15 protein-coding genes and 1 tRNA gene are annotated in these 21,504 nt (G+C 69.8%); 8 read left to right on the forward strand and 8 right to left on the reverse strand.

The genetic code is table 11. The annotated features are described in order from the left end of the window. Positions 1-28: 28 nt before the first annotated feature. From AWU67_RS00610 to AWU67_RS00635, 6 genes are read left to right on the forward strand one after another with little or no spacing between them, the layout of a single operon-like run. Positions 29-970, forward strand: coding sequence for an ABC transporter permease (locus tag AWU67_RS00610; RefSeq protein ID WP_067225512.1), 942 nt, complete (start codon positions 29-31; stop codon positions 968-970). Beyond that, positions 967-2,964: a dipeptide/oligopeptide/nickel ABC transporter permease/ATP-binding protein gene (locus tag AWU67_RS00615; protein WP_067225514.1), complete on the forward strand. Its 1,998-nt coding sequence runs from the start codon at positions 967-969 to the stop codon at positions 2,962-2,964. The genes AWU67_RS00610 and AWU67_RS00615 overlap by 4 nt, the downstream gene beginning before the upstream one ends. Continuing rightward, positions 2,961-3,962: an oligopeptide/dipeptide ABC transporter ATP-binding protein gene (locus tag AWU67_RS00620; protein WP_067225516.1), complete on the forward strand. Its 1,002-nt coding sequence runs from the start codon at positions 2,961-2,963 to the stop codon at positions 3,960-3,962. The genes AWU67_RS00615 and AWU67_RS00620 overlap by 4 nt, the downstream gene beginning before the upstream one ends. Before the next feature lie 23 nt (positions 3,963-3,985). Next, a complete protein-coding gene (locus AWU67_RS00625; protein WP_199922324.1) occupies positions 3,986-6,811 on the forward strand; it encodes an alpha-L-rhamnosidase in 2,826 nt (941 codons plus the stop codon). Further along, positions 6,808-8,265 (forward strand): glycoside hydrolase family 43 protein, encoded by a 1,458-nt coding sequence (locus AWU67_RS00630; protein ID WP_067225517.1) that lies wholly within the window; start codon positions 6,808-6,810, stop codon positions 8,263-8,265. The genes AWU67_RS00625 and AWU67_RS00630 overlap by 4 nt, the downstream gene beginning before the upstream one ends. Continuing rightward, the gene (locus AWU67_RS00635) at positions 8,262-9,209 is read left to right on the forward strand and encodes an alpha/beta hydrolase (protein ID WP_067225519.1); all 948 of its coding nucleotides are present in this window, start codon (positions 8,262-8,264) and stop codon (positions 9,207-9,209) included. Before AWU67_RS00630 ends, AWU67_RS00635 begins: the two co-directional genes overlap by 4 nt. A gap of 56 nt (positions 9,210-9,265) precedes the next feature. Here AWU67_RS00635 and AWU67_RS00640 read toward each other — a convergent pair whose 3' ends face one another. The 3 genes from AWU67_RS00640 to AWU67_RS00650 all read right to left on the reverse strand — a co-directional run bounded on the left by AWU67_RS00640 (position 9,266) and on the right by AWU67_RS00650 (position 14,706). Beyond that, the gene (locus AWU67_RS00640; RefSeq protein ID WP_082716678.1) at positions 9,266-10,222 is read right to left on the reverse strand and encodes a glycoside hydrolase family 43 protein; all 957 of its coding nucleotides are present in this window, start codon (positions 10,220-10,222) and stop codon (positions 9,266-9,268) included. A gap of 19 nt (positions 10,223-10,241) precedes the next feature. Continuing rightward, complete coding sequence (locus AWU67_RS00645) at positions 10,242-11,498, reverse strand: glycoside hydrolase family 1 protein (protein WP_067225521.1); 1,257 nt, start codon at positions 11,496-11,498, stop codon at positions 10,242-10,244. A 169-nt stretch (positions 11,499-11,667) separates the two neighbouring features. Further along, complete coding sequence (locus AWU67_RS00650; protein WP_067225522.1) at positions 11,668-14,706, reverse strand: hypothetical protein; 3,039 nt, start codon at positions 14,704-14,706, stop codon at positions 11,668-11,670. A gap of 174 nt (positions 14,707-14,880) precedes the next feature. Between AWU67_RS00650 and AWU67_RS00655 the strand changes: the two genes are divergently transcribed. After that, positions 14,881-16,788, forward strand: coding sequence for a BCCT family transporter (locus AWU67_RS00655; protein WP_335339018.1), 1,908 nt, complete (start codon positions 14,881-14,883; stop codon positions 16,786-16,788). Here AWU67_RS00655 and AWU67_RS00660 read toward each other — a convergent pair. From AWU67_RS00660 to AWU67_RS00680, 5 genes are all read right to left on the reverse strand, one after another. After that, on the reverse strand, positions 16,785-18,269 hold the full coding sequence (locus AWU67_RS00660) for an MFS transporter (RefSeq protein ID WP_067225524.1): 1,485 nt from the start codon (positions 18,267-18,269) through the stop codon (positions 16,785-16,787). The genes AWU67_RS00655 and AWU67_RS00660 overlap by 4 nt on opposite strands. Positions 18,270-18,383: 114 nt before the next feature. Beyond that, the gene (locus AWU67_RS00665; RefSeq protein WP_129586599.1) at positions 18,384-19,037 is read right to left on the reverse strand and encodes a thermonuclease family protein; all 654 of its coding nucleotides are present in this window, start codon (positions 19,035-19,037) and stop codon (positions 18,384-18,386) included. 86 nt (positions 19,038-19,123) lie between these two features. Then, positions 19,124-19,197, reverse strand: a tRNA-Met gene (locus AWU67_RS00670). A gap of 106 nt (positions 19,198-19,303) precedes the next feature. Further along, entirely contained in the window at positions 19,304-20,044 is a 741-nt protein-coding gene (locus AWU67_RS00675) for a glutamine amidotransferase (protein ID WP_067225527.1), read from the reverse strand. Beyond that, on the reverse strand, positions 20,041-20,814 hold the full coding sequence (locus AWU67_RS00680; RefSeq protein WP_067225528.1) for a LysR family transcriptional regulator substrate-binding protein: 774 nt from the start codon (positions 20,812-20,814) through the stop codon (positions 20,041-20,043). The genes AWU67_RS00675 and AWU67_RS00680 overlap by 4 nt, the downstream gene beginning before the upstream one ends. 64 nt (positions 20,815-20,878) lie before the next feature. On the opposite strand from AWU67_RS00680, the gene AWU67_RS00685 reads away from it, so the two are divergent. Then, positions 20,879-21,397, forward strand: coding sequence for a DUF5997 family protein (locus AWU67_RS00685; protein ID WP_425339189.1), 519 nt, complete (start codon positions 20,879-20,881; stop codon positions 21,395-21,397). Positions 21,398-21,504 lie beyond the last annotated feature (107 nt).

Consider the following 21,504-nt stretch of genomic DNA (forward strand, 5'->3'; position numbering starts at 1 on the left):
CAACCCACGACCACGCCCTGGAGGCGCCATGGCCCGCTTCATCACACAACGCCTTCTCTTCGGCATGCTGACGATCCTCGTTGTCTCCGTCGTCGCGTTCCTGCTCGTCCGACTCATGCCCGGCAGCCCGGGAACGATCGTGCTCGGCATCGGGGCGAGCGAGGACGAGATCGCGGCCTACAACGCCTCGATCGGGTGGAACGATCCGCTCGCCCTGCAATACCTGGCCTGGCTCGGCGAGGCCGTGCGCGGCAACTTCGGCGTGAGCCTGATCGACGGGCGCGACATCAACGCCGACATCACCGCACGCCTGCCCGTGACCTTCAGCATCGCCCTCCTCGGCACCGCGGTGAGCGCCATTCTCGGCGTCGCCCTCGGGGTCATCGCCGCGGTGCGCGGCGGACTGGTCGAGAAGGCCGTCAACGCATTCTCGGCCCTCGGAGCAGCCATCCCCGGGTTCTGGATCGGCATCGTCTTCGTCTTCCTGTTCTCGGTGCAGACGGGATGGCTCCCAGCCACCGGCTTCGTCCCACTCGAGGACGACCCGGCGCTGTGGGCGCAGTCACTGGTCCTCCCCGTTGCCACCCTCGCTCTGGGCGGCGCGGCCTTCATCGCCCGCCAGACCAGGGCATCGATGCTGGATGCACTGACGCAGGACCACGTTCGCACGCTGCGGGCGACCGCGATGCCCGAATGGCGCATCCGGTACGTGCACGCCCTGCGCTACGCCAGCCTGCCGATCGTGGCGGGGATCGGCCTGCAGTTCATCGCCCTGTTCGGCGGCTCGGTCATCATCGAGCAGATCTTCGCGATGCCGGGCCTCGGCCAGTCCATCCAGGGCGCCGCGGCGTCCAACGACGGGCCGCTCGTGCTCGGAATCGTCGTGACCACGACCATCGTCGTCGTCATCGTCAACCTCCTCCTGGAGCTCTCCAACCGATTCCTCGACCCCAAGCTGAGGACCTCATGACCCGTCACCCCGACTCGACCGTCGCCATCGCCACCGCACCACCGCGCACGGCGCGCCCCTCGCGCTGGCGCGCCATCCGACAGTCCCTGGCGAAGCCGGGGGCGATCTTCGGAATCAGTTGGCTCCTGCTCGTCGTCATCGCCTCGTTCACGGCTTCGCTCTGGGCGCCCTACGGGCCGAACGACCAGACCGGCAGTGCACCGCTGGCCGGCCCGAGTGCCGCGCACTGGCTCGGCACCGACGACCTCGGTCGCGACATGCTCACCCGCATCTTCACGGCGGGCGCCGACGCGATCTCGACCTCGGCGCTCGCCGCGGTCGTGGCCCTCTCCGTGGCCATCCCGCTCGCGTTGTGGGCCGCCGCGCGCGGCGGGCGCACCGAGACGCTGATCAACCGGGTGACCGAGATCGCGATGTCGATCCCGGTCATCATCGTGATGCTGACGGTTGTGGGAATCGTCGGCACGAACCTGCCGCTCATCATGATCATCCTCGGCGTGCTGATTGCCACCGGCATGTACCGTGTGCTGCTCGGCCAGGCCAAGTCGCTGCAATCCCAGCTCTATGTCGATGCGGCCTTCGTCGACGGGCTCACCACGCCGCGGGTGAGCGTCCGTCACGTGCTGCCGGGGCTGACCACGACGATCATGGTGCAGTTCGCCCTGGTCTTCTCCATCGGCCTCGCCATCCAGACCGGGCTCGCCTTCATCGGCTTCGGCCCGCCCGTTCCCGCCCCCAGCTGGGGCGGGATGATCCAGAATGCCTCCACGCACATCTACGACGCGCCGTGGCTGATGGTGCCGACCGGCGTCGTGCTCATTCTCACGGTGCTCGCCGCGAACTCGATCGGCGACGCCCTCTCCGGGCCCCGCGAGAAGGCTCCGGCACGCCCCCGGGCGCGGAGGCGTGCAGCAGCCAACGGCACGGTGTCACGCCCCGTCGCCGTGCCGCCCGCGAGCGATTCCGCCCTCGTCGTGCAGTCCCTGCACATCGGGCTGGATGACGGGACCACCCTCGTCAGCGACGTCTCCTTCGCGGTCGGCAGCGGGCGGGTGCTCGGGCTCGTCGGGGAGTCCGGCTGCGGCAAGACCCTCACGTCGCTCTCGCTCATCGGCCTGCTGCCGGATGCCGTGTCGACGACATCCGGATCGATCTGGTGGAAGGGCACGGACATCGCGGCCCTCAGCGAGGCCGAGCTGTTCCGCGTGCGTGGACGGGAGATCGCGTTCATCGCGCAGGAACCCATGCGGGCGCTCGACCCGATGTTCTCGATCGCCACCCAGCTGCAAGGCGCGGTGCAACGCCTCCGCGGCGTCTCTGCCCGTGCGGCGAAAACGGTGGCCACCGAGCTGCTCGAACAGGTCGGGATCGTCGATGCGCCGCGGGTTCTGCGTTCGTACCCGCACGAGATCTCGGGCGGGATGGCGCAGCGCGTCGCCATCGCCCTGGCGTTGGCCGGCCGGCCCCAGCTGCTCATCGCCGATGAGCCGACCACCTCGCTCGACGTCACGGTTCAGGCGGAGATCCTCTCCCTGCTGCGCCAGATCATCGCGGATGAGGGAATGACCATGGTGATGGTCACCCATGACCTCGGCGTCGTCGCCGACATCTGCGACGAGGTCGCCGTGATGTACGCCGGTCAGATCGTCGAGTCCGGGCCGGTGGAATCCGTGCTGTTGGCCCCGGCGCACCCATACACCCAGGCCCTGCTCGGCGCCGATCCGCATGCACGCGAACATGCCGACAACTCGGGGCGCCTCGTGTCGATTCCCGGGCAGGTTCCGCAGCCGCGCGACTGGCCCACCTCGTGTCGCTTCGCGCAACGGTGCGACTTCGCCACGACCGCCTGCTCCGTGCCGGTCCCGCTCACCGGGCGGCCGACGGGCCAAGGGCTCACCCGCTGCATCCGCGCAGAGGACCTCTTCCTGCGCCCCTCCTCCGAAGCACCTCCGGCGGCACAGCCCGCCCCGACGACAGCGCAGGTCGACGCATGACCCTCCTCACCCCGCAGACGTCACCGACGGATGCCGCAGAACGCCCGGTCCTCGAGGTCGAGAACCTCGTAATCCGCTATGGCCGTCCGAGCCGTCGGCCGAGCGGTGCCCCCGCGGTGGACGGTGTGAGCTTCTCGATCGCACCCGGCGAGACCCTCGGGCTGGTCGGTGAGTCCGGTTCGGGCAAGACGACCATCGGCAAGGCCATTCTCGGCCTGCAGCCGGTCACCTCCGGCACCATCCGCTTCGAGGGCGAGCAGATCAACGGGCTGAAGCCGAGGGGGCGACGGGTTCTCTCGAGCCGCCTGCGCGCGGTCTTCCAAGACCCGTACTCCTCGCTCAATCCACGGCTGTCGATCGGTGACTCGCTCTCCGAGCCGCTGCTGGTGAGCGGGGTACGACGGGACGAGGCGCGTGCGCGGGCAGAGGAGATGCTCGAGCAGGTCGGTCTTCCGCGCGACGCCGTCAACCGGATGCCGCGGCAATTCTCCGGCGGCCAACGCCAGCGCATCGCGGTGGCCCGCGCGCTCATCACCCGGCCCAGCCTCGTGGTCTGCGATGAGCCGGTGAGCGCACTCGACCTCTCCACCCAGGCCCAGGTGCTCAACCTGCTGGCCGATCTGCGGGATGACCTCGGGCTCAGCTACCTGTTCATCGCCCACGACATGGCCGTGGTGCGCATGCTGGCACAGCGCGTCATCGTGCTCTACCGCGGGCAGGTCATGGAGGAAGGCCAGACGACCGCCGTGATGGGGCAACCGCAGCACCCATTCACCCAGGCCCTGCTGGCCGCATCGCCCGTGCCCAACCCGATCGAGCAGGCCGAACGCCGGCGGCTGCGGGAGTCGCGGCTCGTCAGTGGATCCTCCGCCGCCTCGGCCTCGCACACCGGATGCCCGTTTGCCGCGCGCTGCCCGATGGCGACAGAGCTGTGCCGCACCGAACGACCAGCCCTGCGCCTGACACCGGTCTCGCAGGCCGCCTGCCACTACGTCTGAACCCGCACCGCCGAGGAGAATTCGTGACACCCACCAGCTCAACCACCATCGACACGCTGCACGCCGATCGCAGCCCGGGCAGCGATTTCGTGGGCGCCGAGCGCCCGCGCCTCTCGTGGACGGTGCAGACGGCCGTCGGAGAGTGGGCGCAGCAGAGCGTCGAGCTGGAGCTGACGCGCGGCGAGGACGTCAGCGTGCTCACGCTCTCCGGCTCGGAGTCGCATCTCGTCGACTGGCCGTTCGACCCGATCCGCCCGCGCGAGGCGGTCACCGTACGGGTGCGCGTCACCGGCAGCGACGACGCCACGACGCCGTGGAGCGCAGCGCGCACCCTCGTCGGCGGGCAGCTCGGCGTCGACGAATGGCGCGCCCGGATGATCGGGGCGGCGGATGCCGCGGAGCCGGCCACCCCGTTTCTCGCCCGCCGCACGGTCACCGTGCGCGGCCCGATCGCCAGGGCCACCCTCTACGCGGTGGGCCACGGCGTCTACCAGGCGGCCGTGAACGGCGTGGACGTGGACGACCACGTGCTGAAGCCCGGCTGGACCAGCTACGACAAGCGCTTGACCCACGAGACCACCGACGTCACCGCGCTCCTGCGGGCCGGCGAAAACACCCTGAGCGTGCGGGTGGCCGCCGGCTGGTACGCGGAGCGGCTGCGGCTGTTCGGGCCGCCGACGGCCTTCTACGGCGAGCAGCCGGCGTTCGCCGCGCAGCTGGTCATCGACTACGTCGACGGCGAGAGCGAGGCCGTCATCACCGACGAGTCCTGGCAGGCCAGCCTGGACGGGCCGACCCGCGTCAGCGGAATCTACGGGGGAGAGCACGTCGACTCCCGGCGATCGGCCGCATCCGAATCAGAACTCGGCTGGAACCCGGTGCGCGTGGACGGCCAGACGATCGTGCCGCGGATGAGCACCCAGCCGCCGGTTCGCGCGATCGAGGAGCTCCCCGTGCAGCGGGTCATTACCTCTCCGAGCGGCGCCACGATCCTCGACTTCGGCCAGAACCTCGTCGGTGTGCTGCGGGTGCGGGTCGACGGCCCCGCCGGCGGCGTGCTCACGCTGCGGCACGCCGAGGTGCTGGAGAACGGCGAACTGGGCACACGCCCACTGCGTGAGGCGCGCGCCACCGATTCCCTCACCTTCGACGGCACGGGCGCACAGACCTGGCAGCCCGAGTTCACCTTTCACGGATTCCGCTACGCGGAGGTGAGCGGCTGGCCAGGCGACTTCGACCCGGCCGACGTCGTGGCCGTCGTGCTGCACACCGACATGGAGCGCACCGGCTGGTTCGAGAGCTCCGATGCCACCCTCGACCGCTTCCACGAGAATGTGGTCTGGGGCATGCGCGGCAACTTCCTCTCCATACCCACTGACTGCCCGCAACGCAACGAGCGCCTCGGCTGGACGGGCGACATCGGCGTCTTCGGCCCGACCGCCAGTTACCTCTACGACTGCCGCTCGATGCTCGCATCCTGGCTGGAGGACCTCGCCCTCGAGCAGCGCGCCTCCCACGGCGTCGTTCCCTTCTTCGTGCCCTCCTACGACCCCGCGGTCTCGGCCGCCGCCGGATGGGGCGACGCGGCGACCGTCGTGCCGTGGGCGCTCTATGAGAGGTTCGGCGACGCCGGCGTGCTCGCCGAGCAGTACCAGAGCATGTCGTCGTGGGTGGACACCATCGCGGCCCTCGCCGGCGAGCGCCACCTCTGGGAGGGAGGCTTCCAATTCGGCGACTGGCTCGACCCGGACGCCCCACCAGAGAGCCCGGCGAAGGCGAAGGCCGACCCGGACATCGTCGCGACCGCCTATCTCTGGCGCAGTTCCGACATCCTGGCCAGGGCCGCAGCCGTGCTCGGGCGCACCGCGGACGCCACCCGCTACCGGGCGCTCGCCGACCGGGTTCGCACGGCCTTCCTGCGGGAGTATGCGACGGACGCCGGTCGGCTCGTCTCAGACTCCGCGACACCATACGGCCTGGCGATCGTGTTCGGCCTGGCCAGGGACGACGCGCAACGGCAGCAGTTCGGCGATCGCCTCGCCGAACTCGTGCGCTCCTCCGGCTACCTGATCAGCACCGGCTTCCTGGGCACGCCGCTGATCACCGACGCGCTGAGCAGCACCGGGCACCACGACGCTGCCGCTCGGCTCATGTTCCAGACGCGGTGCCCCTCCTGGCTCTACCAGGTGAATATGGGGGCGACGACGGTCTGGGAACGTTGGGACAGCATGCTCGAGGACGGCTCGATCAACCCGGGCCAGATGACCAGCTTCAACCACTACTCACTGGGCTCCGTCGCCGACTGGATGCACCGCGAGCTCGGCGGGCTCTCGCCTGTCGAGCCCGGCTACCGTCGGATGCGCATCGCGCCGCGGCCGGTCGCCCAGTTGCAGCACGCCCGCACCGAGCACGAGACCCCCTACGGGCGGGCGGCATCCGGCTGGGAGCGCACACCGACCGGACTCATCGTGACCGCGATCGTTCCACCGAACACGCGTGCCGAGGTGCTGCTGCCCGGCTCGCTGTCGCCGTTCGAGGTCGGCTCTGGGCGCCACGAGTGGCGGCTGACCGGCGATGGCCCCGCACCGGAACCGGTGGAGCGGGAGCTCGGCGCCGATACCGCGCTGGCGACGATCATCGATGACGAGCACGCATTCGCCGCCATCATCGACGCCATCGAATCGGTCGATGCCGGGCGGGCGCGGGCCTTCCACCGGGGCACGAAGTGGCGCACCGACACGAGCCTCGGCGACGTCTCCTTCTTCTTGCAGGGTGCGGTTGGGCAACGGGTGGCGGATGCCATCGCCCGCGTCAACGCGGCACGCGAACTCGAACGGCAGGCACGGTGAGCCTGCCGATCCTGCCCGGCTTCCACCCCGACCCCTCGATCTGCCGCGTCGGAGACGACTACTACCTCGTCACCTCGAGCTTTGAGTACTTCCCCGGCGTGCCGATCTTCCACAGCACCGACCTGCTGAACTGGACCCAGATCGGCAATGTGCTCGACCGGCCGTCCCAGCTGCCGCTGACCGCGGAATCCGGCGGCATCTTCGCACCGACCCTGCGCTTCCACGACGGCCTCTTCTGGATGATCACCACCCAGATCGACCGCGTTGCCGAGGGGCACCTGATCGTCACGGCCAGCGATCCGCGCGGCCCGTGGTCCGAACCGGTGTTCACAACGGGCACGGTCGGCATCGACCCCGACCTCGCCTGGGATGAAAACGGCGCCTGCCACCTGAGCTGGACGCGGTACTCGCCACAGGGCAGCGAGATCGTGCAGGCGCGGCTGGACCCGGCATCCGGAGCTCTGCTCTCCGAGCCGAGGCCGCTCTGGGCCGGCACCGGGCTGGCGCACGCAGAGGGGCCGCACCTCTACCGGCGCGGCGACTGGTGGTACCTGCTCATCGCCGAGGGCGGCACAGAGCGCGGCCACGCCGTGTCGATCGCCCGCTCGCGTTCCATCGACGGGCCGTTCGAGTCGAACCCGGCCAATCCGATCCTTTCCCACCGCAGCACCGATCACCCCGTACAGAACACCGGCCACGCCGACCTCGTCGAGCTGCCGAACGGGGACTGGGCGATGGTCTACCTCGGTGTGCGCCCGCGCGGCATGACCCCGGGCTTCCACGTGAACGGTCGGGAGACGTTCCTGGCCAGCATCGACTGGGCCGAGGACTGGCCCGTCGTCGACGAGTCGCGCTATCTGGTCCCGCCCGGCGTCACGGACTTCGTCGATCTATTCGAGGCCGCGGAGCCGGACCCGCGCTGGATATCGCCCGGCGGCCCGGCCGGGGCGTTCCTCACGCGGGGCGTGGGCGGCGGAGTGACGGTGCCGCCGCTCCGCGAGGCGCCCGACGGGTTCCTCGGCGTGCGCACCCGCGACACCCGCTGGCAGGCCGAGCTCACCATCACCGCCGGCGACGCCGCCCTCGTGCTGCGACTCGACGCGGCCCACCTGGTGCGGGTTGAGACGGACGCCGGCTGCATCCGTGCCTCAGCCCGCATCGGCGGCCTCGACATCCCGCTCGGGCAGGCGGAGCGGCCCGCGGAGGGCGTCATCCTCGCCATCCGGGCCGACGACGCCCCGGCGGGTATCGGTGTGCGCAGCGGCCCAGACATCCTGCGCCTCGGCGTGGTGCGGGCCGGCGTCTTCGCCGAGCTGGCGAGCCTGGACGGTCGGTACGTCTCCACCGAGGTCGCCGGTGGATTCACCGGCCGCGTCATCGGTTTCTCGGCCGCAGAACGCGGCGGCACGATCAGCACCTTCGCCACCCACCGAATCGAAGAGGACGACGCATGAGCATCATCACCATTCCCGACACCGGCTACGTCTTCCCGTCGTTCCGCCCGCCGGTCTCCGCCGGCCGTTCGCCGGTGCCCGCCGGAACGAGCGCCCATCTCGGCTTGAGCTACGCGCTGCTGGAGGGGTATCGCGAGTTGGGCCTTGACCTGTACGTTCCGACGGATCGCCCCGGCCCGGTTCCCTGCGTCATCTGGATCCACGGCGGGGCCTGGCTGAGTGGCGACCGGCGCTACTTCCCCGACATCTGGCCGGAGGGGATCGTGTTCGACGGGCTCATCGCGCGCGGCTATGCCGTCGCGACGATCGACTATCGGCATGCCAGGGAGGCGTCGTTCCCGGCCCAGCTGCACGACGCCAAGGCCGCCGTGCGCTACCTCCGGCATTTTGCGGGGGAGCTCGGCATCGACCCGACACGGTTCGCCGTTTGGGGGGAATCGGCCGGTGGGCATCTCGCCGCCCTCGTCGGTCTGGTGTCTGGCCGGCCGGATCTGGAGGGCTCGGTCGGTGTTGCCGACGGCGACAGCGCCGTGTCGGCCGTCGTTGACTGGTACGGCGTCAGCGACGTGGCGACCATGCCCGCCTTCGCCGAGGCGGCCCTCCCGGATGCCGACCCCCACGCCGATGCCGAGGGTGCCTGGCACGGCGAGGAACCGATCGACGTCGTGCTCGCGGGAGTGGCAGACCGGGCGGCGGCCGAGCTGGACTTCTCTCCCGTGAACCACGTCACGGCCTCCGCCCCGCCCTTCCTCCTGGTGCACGGTGATGCCGACGGACTCGTGCCCATCGGGCAGAGCGTGCTCCTGCACGAGCGCATGCGCGCCGCGGGCGCTCCCGTCACCTTCCACGCCGTTCCGGGCGCGAACCACGTCTGGATCGGCGTGGACATGGAACCCCTCGTGACCGAGGCGCTCGACTTCCTCGATGGGGTGCTGGGCGGCTAGGAAACCCAGGGCTCCCGGCCCAGCACCCGCATCGACGGCGGAGTCCGCCCGGCGCGTCAGCCGCAGTCGGCCAGCCGCAGGTCGTCCGCGGAGAAGGCAACCGGCACCAGTGTGACGCGCTCGGCCGGGCTGTCATTCGGCGAGTGGAAGACCAGGCGGCTTCCCCCAGCGCTCGGGGTGAGGATCATCCCGTGCCCGCCGTTCACCGGCCAGAGCGGCTCCGGCTCCTGGGACCACGGCCCGAGCACCGTGCCGGACTCCGACGTCGCCACACCCATCGCATATCCCTGCTCGCCGAAGCTGGACCAGAGCATCTGCAGCCGTCCGGCCGGCGAGCGGAGCAGGAACGGCCCATCGGTGAAGAGCGGGTCTTTCGCCAGCCGGAGCTGGGCGGGCGGCTCGACCCCCTCCGGGAAGGTGAGCGGCCTGCTCCACGCCGCGGCCGATGCGCGGAACAACAGCTCGGGGGAGCCGAGCGACTCGCGGAGGTCCGCGGACATCCGCTGCGCGTACATCTCGCCGTCCGCGATCCCCGCTGCGCCGGCCGGCCCGCCCTCCGCCCCGCGGCTGAAGACGAGCCAGGGCTCGGCCGCGTCGTCGATGAAGAGGGTGCCGTCGAGGCAGGGGAACTCCTGCGGGGTGACCGGCCCGTCACTCCAGGGGAGGTAGGGGCCAGTCGCCTGCTCCGACACCAGCACGGCCACGCCGCGCACGCGGGTCTCTGACGAGGCGAACGTGGCGAAGAGGTAGAAGCGCCCGTCCAGGCGGAACACCTCCGGCGCCCAGTACTGGGTGTCCGACCAGAAGCCGGCAGGCGGCCTGAACGCCGCGACAGGGCCCTGCCAGCGCTCCAGATCGGTGCTGGTGTAGCAGTCGAATCCGGTGGCCGGGCCACCCCACACGTTCTCGTCGGTGGTGCCGAAGAGCACGAAGGTGCCCGGCTCCGTCTCGATGATGAACGGGTCGCGCATCCTGATCTCGGAGAGGGGCAGCGCGGGTGCCGGAGGCGTCATCGTCACAGTCTGGGCTCGCTCAGACGCCGGCCGACACCGCGGAGCGCTGGGCCGCGACGATCGCGCCGTAGACGCCGGCGCTCGGCTTGGCCGTGCGCTCGAAGGTGGTGCGGTCCACGGAGTACAGGCCGAGCTGGTGGCCGTAGCCGAAGACCCACTCGAAGTTGTCCATCAGGGTCCAGTGGCAGTAGCCGAGCACGGGAACGCCGTCCTCGATCGCCTCCAGCAGGCCCGCCAGCGACGGCTCGATGAATGCGGCACGCACCGAGTCGTCGCCGGTGCTCGCGCCGTGCTCTGTGACGAGAACAGGCACGCCGCTGACGTCGTGTGCATAGCGGGCGGCGCCGCCGAGCGACGCCGGGTCTACGGCCGAGCCCATCTCGTTCAGTACCGCACCCGCGGCCGGTGCCAATTGGCCGTCTGGCCCGAACCAGAGGCGCTCGTAATTCTGCACGCCGATGAAGTCGTCCGTGCGGGCCAGGCGCAGCCAGTGGTCGTACACGTCGGCACGCTTGGCATCGCGGGTGGCCTCGCCGCCTTCCGCCGCGCAGTCGTCGGAGATCGCGATCGAGAGGCCAACCGGCAGTTCGGGGCGACGCTGCTTGATCGCGGCCTTGGCTGCGGTGTGCGCGGCCGTCATCCCGACCTGCATGGCGTCGAAGTCCTCGGCGACCATCACATTGCCCGAGCGGTACTTCGCGACGCCCGCGGCCGCGGATGCCGCGTCGAGCGTGGCCCTGGTCAGGTCGGCGACGAAATCGGGCAGCCCCGCCCAGGCCAGCATCTGGGGCAAGTTCGGCTCGTTGAAGGTGACGGCCGCGGCGATCCGGTCGCCGAAACGGTCCATCACGACGCCGCAGAACCGCGCGAACAATGCGGGGGCCTCGTCGTCCATCCACGCGCTGCGCTTCGCGAACCAGTGCGGCTGGGTGAAGTGGCTGAAGGTGATGAGCGGGGCCAGCCCGCGCGCGATGCACCCGTCGACGATGGCCTCGTAGTGGGCCAGCGCCTCCTCGTCGAACTCGCCCTCGGCCGGCTCGATCCTGGCCCACTCCACCGAGAAGCGGTAGGCGCTCAGCCCCATGCCGGCAACGAGGTCGAGGTCTTCGCTCCACCGTTCGTAGCCGTCGCAGGCGGGCCCGGACGGCTCCGCGAACACGGTCGGCGTCACGTTCTCGAGGAACCAGGTGTCGCTGTTCCGGTTGTCGCCCTCGCTCTGGTGACCTGCCGTGGCCACGCCCCAGAAGAACTGATTGGGAAAATTGCCGAGAACCATGGGTTACCACTTCCTTGTAGGCCGAGAACTGCGCGCCATTGCCGCCGCAGTCGGTGCGCCCGTCTCTGGCGAGGGGCGACCCCATCAGGCTCGCCGAGCGCCGGGGCGTACGCACTCTCGATTCCGCCCAATGGCACGGCATGCTGTTGGGCAGCGCTGGCGGCGGGGGCTACGCCGCGATCACCGGAGGGGCCTGCTCCGGCGTATCCTGGCGCCGCGAGCCGCGACGCCAGGGGAGCGCCAGCAGGAGCCCGAGCAGGAGCAGTACACCGCCGGCCGCAGCGGCGTACCACGGTGTCGCCAGCGGAATCTCGAGGTACACCGTCAGACCGAGTATGCGGGAGAGCCCCCACGGCAGCAGCGACATCTCGTCGTTCCAGGCGGTGAGCGCCTGCTCCAGCCCGATCGCACCGAGGAAGCCGCCCAGGGCGGCGAGCACGAAGCCGCAAGCGGCAATCACCGTTCCCGTCGCCCGACGCGCGCCGATCTGGCCGCCGAGCGCCCACGCGGCGGCGATGAGCACCCAGAGGAACAGGGCGAAACCGAGCGTGATGTAGGCCGTCCGCGCGAGCGGGTCGGTCCAGAACCCCAACCAGTAGTAGCCGGGCCCGCGCACGGCGAGCACGGCCAACAGCAGCATCGTGCGCAGCAGCAGTGCCCCTCCGGCCGCCGCAATGATCGGCCATGCCGGGCGCCGACGCAGCGCGAGCGCGATGACCGCAGCGAACAGCAGCCAGGCGACCGTGGTGAACAACACGTGTGACGGCGCCAGGAACCAAGTGTAGATGCCGCGGCTGAGCAGCAGCAGGGCCGCAGGCACGGCGACGAGCAGAACCCGCGAGGCGGCGCTGAGACCGGCGACGGCATCCGCCGCGCGCCACGGACGTGTTCCGGCGAGCCACAGTGCCCGGGCAGCCGCGGCACCCGGCCACGTCGCAAAGCGTGGCCAGCGGGCCAGCATGCCGAGCGCGAGCCAGAGCACGAGAAGGGCGCCGGCCAGCCGGGCCAGCCACGCCATCGGCAGGTCGAGGGCCGCTCTGGTCTCGCCGATTCGCGCCGCCGTGAGGTTGAAGGCGGGCAGCTCGATCGAGTTGCCGTAGCGGGCCTCGTGTGCGGCCGCGAAGCCGTCGAACGCCGTGCGGGCGGCCGCCCACTGCTCCCGCGCCTCAGCGGAGCCGGTGTCAAGCCATTGGCTGTGCCGCAACACCATGGTGCGGTAGGAACCGAGCGTCTCGAACAGATTCACCTGATAGTCGAGGGTGTCGACGAACTGCGCGTGCAGCGCCGGGTCCTTCCACATCGTCGGGTCGGATGCCGCGACGGCATCGCGCATGGCAACGGCGGTGCGCACAGCGTCGCCGCCGCCGGCAATGGCGGTCTCGAGCTCCGCTCGGCTCACCTCGTAGATAACGGAGAGCACGGAGCTGTCGCCGGTGAGGATGTCCCACTCGAAGATCCACATCATGGGCGGAGGCTCGAGCCCGAGCGCCTCGACCCGTTGCTCGGCGAATGGGCCGATGTAGAGGCCGGCGGTCACTGCGTCCCGGGACTGGGACATGGCCATCGCCAGGGTCTGCACGGTGGCGGGGTCATCGGAGAACCACTCGTGGATCCAATCGGCCGTGATCGTCGCCGGATCGAGTTGCGGGTCACGGGCCAGCCGCACCGCGAGCTCGGTGTTGAGCTCGTAGAGCTGCCAGAAGCCGGCCTTCAGCTCCAACGTCATGGGTCCGGCACGCCACGGTCCGCCATCCTGAGTCCAGGTCCAGATCCCCTCGACGTTCGGATTGGCGGCGATGAAGTGGGTGAGCGCGCTTTGGTAAAGCGAGCCGAGATCGTTCGGCAGCGCGCCGAAAGCCTCGAACTCGCGCCGGCTCTGAAACTCGACGATGCGCCGCTGGCTGCCGGTCTCCAGGGTGGTGTTTAGTGGCAGGTAGCTGTAGAAGTCGCCGAGTGAGTACTTCGTCGAGACGACGAGGGCGGGCGAGTCGATGCCGTCCAGCACTTGGGCGTAGGAGTCGGGATTCGTGTGCATGTCGCCGACCGCGCCGACGCCAACACTCCAGGAGCGGAAGATCACCTCGCGCCCGGCCGACTCGGCCTGCGCGCTGAAGGTGGTGAGCATGGCTCGTACCGCGTCGACCGACGTCACGGCCAGATCGGAGTAGTAGTCCCACCCCGGCAGGTCGTAGACCCGGCCGGCCTCGCCGATGCGCACGACCACACCGTCGACGGCGGGCAGGGCGGCATAGAGCTCGTCGAGCCCGGCCCTGTAGACATCCCAGAACGTCGGATCTTCGGTCGCGAGGCCGCCGAAGTTCCGCTCGAAGTGCTGTGCCAGCGGATCGCTCAGCGCGAGCATGTCGGTGCGCATGTACACCTTCATGCCCAGCTCCTGCGCGTACTCGAAGAGCGGGCCGAAAGCCTGCTGCATCGCGAGTGCGCGCTCCCGGTGCGGATCCCCAGCCGGATAGACGGCCATGCCATCGCCCACACCGTTGAAGGTGACGTACTCGATGAAGCCGGGCACGGCGATCGCGTTGTAGCCGAGGGCGAGGGAGTGCCTCACGTAGTCGTGGAACTCGCTCGTCGCCCGCGCCATCTCCTCGGCATCGATGTAGGGCGCCTCGGCGAGCATCACGTCTTTGAAGGCGTTGGAGTTGTGAGAGTAGTCGGTGCCCGTCGCGTAGGCCGCGGCATCCGCTTTCACGCCGACGGCGCCGAGGTCGACCATGCGAAACGGCAGCGCGGAGTCGACGGTGCGGCCGAGGTTCTCGGTGATGGAGCGGCCGGCGCGCACCGCGGCAGCCAAATCATAGACACCGAGCACGGCGCCGGCGCGGCTGGGCGCGGTGACGGTGATCGCCTGCTCCGTGACAGAGAGTGTGTAGCTCTGCTCGCTCTCCGGGTCGAGTGCGTCGTAGCGCACGGAAAGCGTCGCCGTCCCCCTCGTGCCTCCGGCACCGGCCGCGGCCTCCCGCAACGCGTCGAGCGCGGTGCTCGTTCGCAGGTCATCGGGGGCGTCGATGTCCGTGAAATCGGGCGGCAGCACAGCGGATGCGGCTGGCGCCGCCGTGAGCTCTTCCACCGGGATCCCCACCGCGGGATGAGCCCGCAGGCCGAGGGCATCGGACACCTGAACGGCCACGCCGGCGCCGAGCGCGAGGAGCGCGGCTGCGGTTCCGAGGAGTGTCAATCTGTGGCGCATTGCACGTTTCACTGCACCAGACTAGTGCCCGCTGTACCCCGGTTCGGGCGAGTGCTCCTCACGGATGCGCGCACACATGCAGCGCGCGCCGGGCGGCGATAGGGCTGGGAAGTCGAGCCTCAAGTGAGTAGCCTCAGAGCTATGGCAATTGCGGAGAAGTCCAAAACGCCAAGTGTGAAACGATGGGTTTTCTGGCCCGCCGCAGTGATCGTGGCGCTCTTCGTGGGCTTCGCCCTGCTGGCCCCACGGGCCGCGGAAGCCCTGTTCGGCACCATCCAGAGCACCATCGTCAACGCCTTCAACTGGTACTACGTTTTGATCGCCGCGTTCTTCGTGGCCTTCTGCCTGTTCCTCGGCTTCAGCCGCTTCGGCGACATCAAGCTCGGCAAGGACGACGAGGAGCCGGAGTTCTCACTGATGTCGTGGTTCTCGCTGCTCTTCGCCGCGGGCATGGGCATCGGCCTGGTCTTCTACGGGGTGAGCGAGCCGCTCAGTCACTTCGCCACCCCCCGCCCCGGCGTCGAGGGCACGCCGCCCGAGCTAGCCCAGCTGGCGCTCACCCAGACCTACCTGCACTGGGGTGTGCACGCGTGGGCGATCTACGTCGTCGTCGGCTTGGCCCTCGCCTATGCGATCCACCGCCGCAACCGCCCCATCTCCATCCGCTGGGCGCTCGAACCGCTGCTCGGCAAGCGGGTGCGTGGCGGCTGGGGAAACGCCGTCGACGTGATCGCGCTGGTCGGCACCCTGTTCGGCGTCGCCACGTCGCTCGGTCTCGGTGTGCTGCAGATCAGTGCAGGGCTCGACGCCGCCGGGTTCGGCCGGCCGAACGAGCTCATGCAGGTCGTGATCATCCTCGTCATCTCCTGCTTCGTGCTGTTCTCGGTACTCTCCGGTGTGGGGAAGGGCATGAAGTGGTTGTCCAACACCAACCTCGTGCTCGCCGCTCTGCTCGTGATCTACCTGCTGGTGAGCGGCCCGACCACCTTCCTGCTGCGCGAGTTCGTGCAGTCGATCGGCGGGTACATCCAGAATTTCGTGAGCCTCTCCTTCAACGTCAACGCGTTCACCGGGGATGCCGGCGAAGCGTGGCAGGCCAGCTGGACATCGTTCTATTGGGGCTGGTGGATCTCCTGGGCGCCGTTCGTCGGCATCTTCATCGCCCGCGTCTCGCGGGGGCGCACGGTGCGGCAGTTCGTCACCGGGGTGATTCTGGTGCCGACACTCATCGGCATCCTCTGGTTCAGCGTGCTCGGCGGGACGGCCATCGCCATGGAACTGGCCAACCCGGGCACGCTGGTCGGCGCCAATGGTGCTGTCGACGTGGAGGGCGCGCTGTTCTCGATGCTCGCCCAGGTGCCCGGCGGCCAGGTGCTCACGTATGGCGTCATCCTGCTGATCGGCTTGTTCTTCATCACCTCAGCAGACTCGGGCGCCCTCGTGATGGGCATGCTCGCGACCGGCGGACAGCTCCACCCGAAGCGCTGGGTGCGCATCTTCTTCACCATCATCACCGCGCTGCTGGCGATCGCCCTGCTGCTCACCGGTGGGCTCAAGGCACTGCAGACGGCGGCGATCATCATCGCGCTGCCGTTCAGTGTGGTCATGCTGCTCATTTGCTGGTCCACCGTGCTCGCCTTCAGCCGGGAGCGCCGCGCGTACACGCTGGCGCGGCGGGCGCAGTTCGTCGACAACATCGGCGACTTCTATGGCCTGGACCCGGAGGAGGCCGCCGAAGACGTGGCGACTGCCGGGCCCGCGTTCTGGACGTGGCCGCTGCGCAAACGTGTGCCCGCCCGCCCCGGCGACCCCCTGCCTCCCGAGGTCGCGCTGATCACGACGGCGGAGAGCCTGCCAGACCCCGAGCCGTCGACGGCCGCCATCGACATCCTGGTGGAGGTCGAACAGCTGGCGCAGGCGGGCGAGAGCCTCGAGGACGCCGCCATCGACGGGCCGGACCCTGCCGACGGTGGGAGCGGCATCGACGAGTTCGGCGTCCATGACCCGCCGCACCGGGCGGGACCGCATCCCGACGCGTCGCCGCAGCCCGACGACGGGGAACCGCGCGAGCCCGCCCCCTAGTGCGTGGCGGCGACCCGCTTCGGCAGGGCGAAGACCAGCAGGAACGCGACGATGCTGAGGCCCGCGCTGACCGCGAGCGCATACGTGGCGCTGGTGGCGAAGGCATCCGCGACCGCCGTCGGGGTGTGCCCCGTGACGGTGAGGGTGCCGAACAGCACACTGCCGACGACGGCGATGCCGATCGCGCTGCCCACCCGCTGCATGACGCTGATGACGCCACTGGCCGAGCCCGCCTCTGAACGGTCGACCGTGGCGACGATGAACTGCGCATTGGGGGCGATGAACAGGCCGTTTCCGGCACCGGCGATGAACAGCGGGGGCAGCAACAGCCAATTCGTCAGATCGCTGGCCGGGGTCACGAGCAGGATCAGCCACACCCAGACCAGGCCGATGCTGACCAGGCCGGTGCCCATCACGAGCACGGTGCGGCCGAGCAGCCGGGACAGCCGGTCGCTGAACGCGGCGCCGAGGATGCTGCCGACGGCGAAGGGCAGCGAGACGATGCCGGACTCCAGCGCGGTGTGCCCCAGCCCTGCCTGCCAGAGCAGCGAGATGATGAAGAAGATGCCGGTGAACGACGCGAAGTAGACCAGGGCGAGAATGGTGCCACCGGTGAACGCGGGGTGGCTGAACAGGCGCGGTGGCACCAGCGGGCTCTTCCCCGCCCTCGCGAACCGCACCTCCCAGAATGCGAACAACACGATGAAGAGCACGCCGGCGCCGAGCGTGACGAAGGTCCAGAGCGGCCAGCCCTCATCCTGCCCCTCGATCAGCGGCACGAGCAGCGAGACCAGCCCGGCGGTGAGCAGCATCAGGCCGAACAGGTCTGTTCCCGTGCGCACCAGCGAGCTTTCGTGTGCCGGCAACAAGATCGCCGCGGCGATCAACGCGATCACACCGATGGGCAGATTCACCCAGAAGACCAGCCGCCAGCCGTTCTCCTCGCCGAAGGCCTCGATGATCAAGCCACCGAGGATCGGGCCAATCGCCGTGGAGACGCCGATGACGGCGCCCATGATGGCGAACGCCTTGCCGCGGCTCTTCAGCGGGAACAGTAGTTGGATCGTCGCTGTGACGGCCGGCACGAAAATACCGCCGGCGAAACCCTGCACGACGCGAGCGACGACGAGTTGCAGGTCGTTCGTGGCGAGCCCGCAGAAGAGGCTGGCCACGGTGAACAGGGCGAGGCCGGTGAAGAACACCCACTTGTGGCCGATCCGGTCGCCGATGCGGCCAGCCGGGATGAGCGCGAGGCCGAAAGCAAGCGCGTAGCCGGAGATGATCCACGACAACGTCGCCTCGGAGGCGTCGAGGCTGGTGCGGATGGTGGGCAGCGCCACATTGACGATCGTGGTGTCGAGCAGGGCCATGAACATGCCGAGCATGAGCACGATGAGGGCAAGCCAGGCACGCCGGGGCACGGCGGGCGCCGAGGTCGACGCTGCCGTGGGAGCGGGGCCGGCCGGGGGAGTCTCAGACACGGGCGGGGTCCTTCCAAACGGCGGGGTCGCCGCGCTGTGCGGCGACATCAAGTATCGCCCCAGACGGGCCCTGCCTGCTCCCCTTTTACGCAGCGGATGCGGCGGCGGCCCGTGTCAGCAGGCGCTCCAGAGGCCGGCGCCGGCCGCCCGCGCGCTCTCCTCGCTCGCCCGGAACAGCTCGGTGTGCGCCCGGTTCGGGTCGATCTGCAGCACGGTGGCCGCGCCGCTTCGCAGCAGCTCGTTGTTCACGAAGCGGCCGTCGTCCGTCCACATCAGCAGCAGGCTGCGGCCGTACTTGTCCTGCGGGTTCACGTCGCTCTGGGCCCACGCGGTCGTACCCTCCGGCAGCAGGGCGCGCAGCGCGTCGGTGGCCTCCGCGCCGAAGCATTCGGCGTTGTCGCCGACCTCGGGGGTGTCGATGCCGAGCAGGCGCACCTTGATGCGCTCGGCGCTCGGGGCCTCCGGGTAGACGAAGAGGGTGTCGCCGTCGTGCACGTAATCGACGGTGACCGGAACGGCCTCGGCCGGGCGGGCCGGCGCCGCGTCTGTTGCCGTGGGCGCGGCGGGCACTGCCGGCTCTGCGCCGGGCTCCGCACCGACATCCGACGTCGAGTCGAGGGCGCCCGGGCCGGTGCCGCCGAAGTCGAACCAGCCGATCTTCGGGCCCCAGATCGCGACGGTCGCGGCGACCACCAATGCGATCGGAACGACCAGGCGCAGCCAGGGGTTGACGCGGCGGCGAGAGCGGCGGGAGGCAGAGGAGGTCACCTCGCGAGCGTACGGCATGCCCGCTGGGCGGCCCGCCCGTCCCGTTGGCTCGAGGGAGCTTGCGACCGAAGCCAACACCCGCATCGACGCGACGGCAGGATTCGAACCTGCGAATGACGGGCTATGAGACCGTTCCCTTGGACCACTTGGGTACGCCGCGATCCCTCGACGCTAGCCGCGACGGGCCAGTGCTGCACCTGCTGTTGCGGTTGCCTACGGCGCGTGACGCCGCGTGACAGCGGGCCGCGACAGGCGCTCGGCGACGATCAGCGGGCGAAGCGCTGCACGAAGTGGCGCATGATCAGCTGGGGCACGGTGACGTCGGATGCCGCCAGCCGCGCCACGACCTCCTCGAGCTCGTGCGAGGGGAAGTAGCCGTGCTCCTTGTAAACGTGGGCGCGGGCGACGAAGTCCTGCGGCAGCACCTCCGGGTGGAACTGGGTGGCGTAGACGGAGCTGCCGACGCGGTAGATCTGCACGGGACAGGCGCCGCTCGTGGCGAGCAGGGTGGCCGACTCCGGCAGCACGCTGGTCGCCTCCTTGTGGCCGGTGAGAGCGGTGAAGCTCGCGGGGAGCCCGGCCAACAGCGGGTCGTCCAGGCCCTCCGCGGTGAGCGTGACGGTGACCGGGCCGGCCTCCTCGCCGAACTCGGTGCCGACGACGCCGCCCTGGCGCTCGGTGAGCAGGCCGATGCCGTAACAGGTGAACAGCGCGGGGAGGCCGGTGTCGACGGCCCAATCGGCCAGCAGCGAGAGGTCGCTCTCGACCCGGCGCTGGGTGGCCGACTTCGCTGCCGGTTGGGTCGTCACGTTGAACGGGCTGCCGCCGACGATCACGCCGGAGTAGCCCTCGAGCGGCAACGGGGGCAGCGGCTCCAGGTCGAGCCGGTGGTGGTGCAGCTCACCGGCGTCGAGCCCGGTGGCGGTCAACATGGCCTGGTACTCCGGGCCGACGGCGTCGACCTCCGGCCGGGCGGAGAGGAAGAGGAATGGCCGTTTCCGGCTCATCGACGCTTGCCCTTCTTCTTGTTCGAGTGCGGGCGGCCGGGGTTCGGGTTCGGCCGGTGGCCGTTGCCGGCGACCTTCTTCTTGCCCTCGCCCGGCTTCTTCTGCTTGCCGTTGGCCTCGCGCAGCGCACGCGCCGCCGCCTTCGCCTTGTCGGCACGGCTCAGCACCTTGCCGTTGGCGTTCGTCTCCGGCGCGATCCCGCGCGAGCTCTGCGCAGTGCGGCCGCGCACGATGCCGACGAACTCCTCGACGTCTTCTGTGGTCTGCTCTGTGGGCCAGGCGATCGCGATGCGTGTCGGCGCGGCATCCGTCACCGGCTTGGCGACGAGGTCTTTGCGGCCGTGCAGCCGGGCGATGCTGTGCGGCACGATCGCGACGCCGACGCCGGCCGCGACGAGTTCCATGGCGATGCCGAAGTCGGGGTCGCCCGGCGCGTAGCCGGTGGTGCTCGGGCCGGCCAGTTCGGCCACCTCGGCCAGGGTGAGCTCGTCGAGCTTGGCGATGGCGTGGTCCTTGGGAACGACGACGACCGCGACCTCTTCATACAGCGGGATGACGCTGAGCTCCAGCCCGGCGGGCGTGTTCAGCGGCAGGCGCACCAGCAGCACATCGGCCGCGGCATCCGCGTCGGGCTCCGCGGTCAGCGGGGCGAGCTGATCGCCCTCTGACACACCGAATGCCACGATGCCGACATCGGCGAATCGGTCCTTCCAGATGCCGATCCACTTGGTGGGGGTGACCCCTTCAACAAAGCCGAGCTTGAGTGTCACGGTGTACTTTCTGACGCTGGGGCACGGATGCCGAACCCACAGGTTCAGGCTATACGCTTGATCGGTGAGTACCGTAGAGAGCAATCCAATCGACCCCGTTGTCGACAACGCCGAGGCACCCGTTTACCGTGAAGACACGCGTCAGCAGCCCAAGCCCAAGACCAAGAAGCCCCAGATGATGAAGGCCGAGACGGCCGCCAAGAAACTGGGCATCCTGCTCAGCGCGGCGCCCGACTCCTTCACCGCAGAACCGATCAGCCGCGAGCAGCTGGACGGCATCCTGGCCGACCCGCCCGCCTGGCTCGTTGAGCTGCGCGCCAATGGCCCGCACCCGCGCCCCGTCGTGGCCGCCCGACTCGGCGTGTCCATCTCCGGACTGAACCGTGCCGAGATGACCGAGCCGCTGACCACCGCCGAGATCAAGCACCTGCTCGAGACCAAGCCGCAGTGGCTCGTCGTCGAGCGCGCCACCCAGCACGAGGTGCGCGAGGAGCAGATCCGTGTGAAGAACGCGCAGGCCGGCAAAGAGGCCCTGGCGAAGGAAGCCGCAAAGAAGGACTCCTCGAAGAAGCACACGAAGTAGAGCACGACCGCTGCCTCCCCGATGCCGGGAGGCGCACGCGACCGAAGCCCTGTTGCCCGACCTGATGTCGGTGCGGCAGGGCTTCGGTCGTTCCTCCCTCAGCCGAC

This window comes from Microterricola viridarii (assembly GCF_001542775.1).
Taxonomy (GTDB): Bacteria; Actinomycetota; Actinomycetes; order Actinomycetales; family Microbacteriaceae; genus Microterricola; species Microterricola viridarii_A.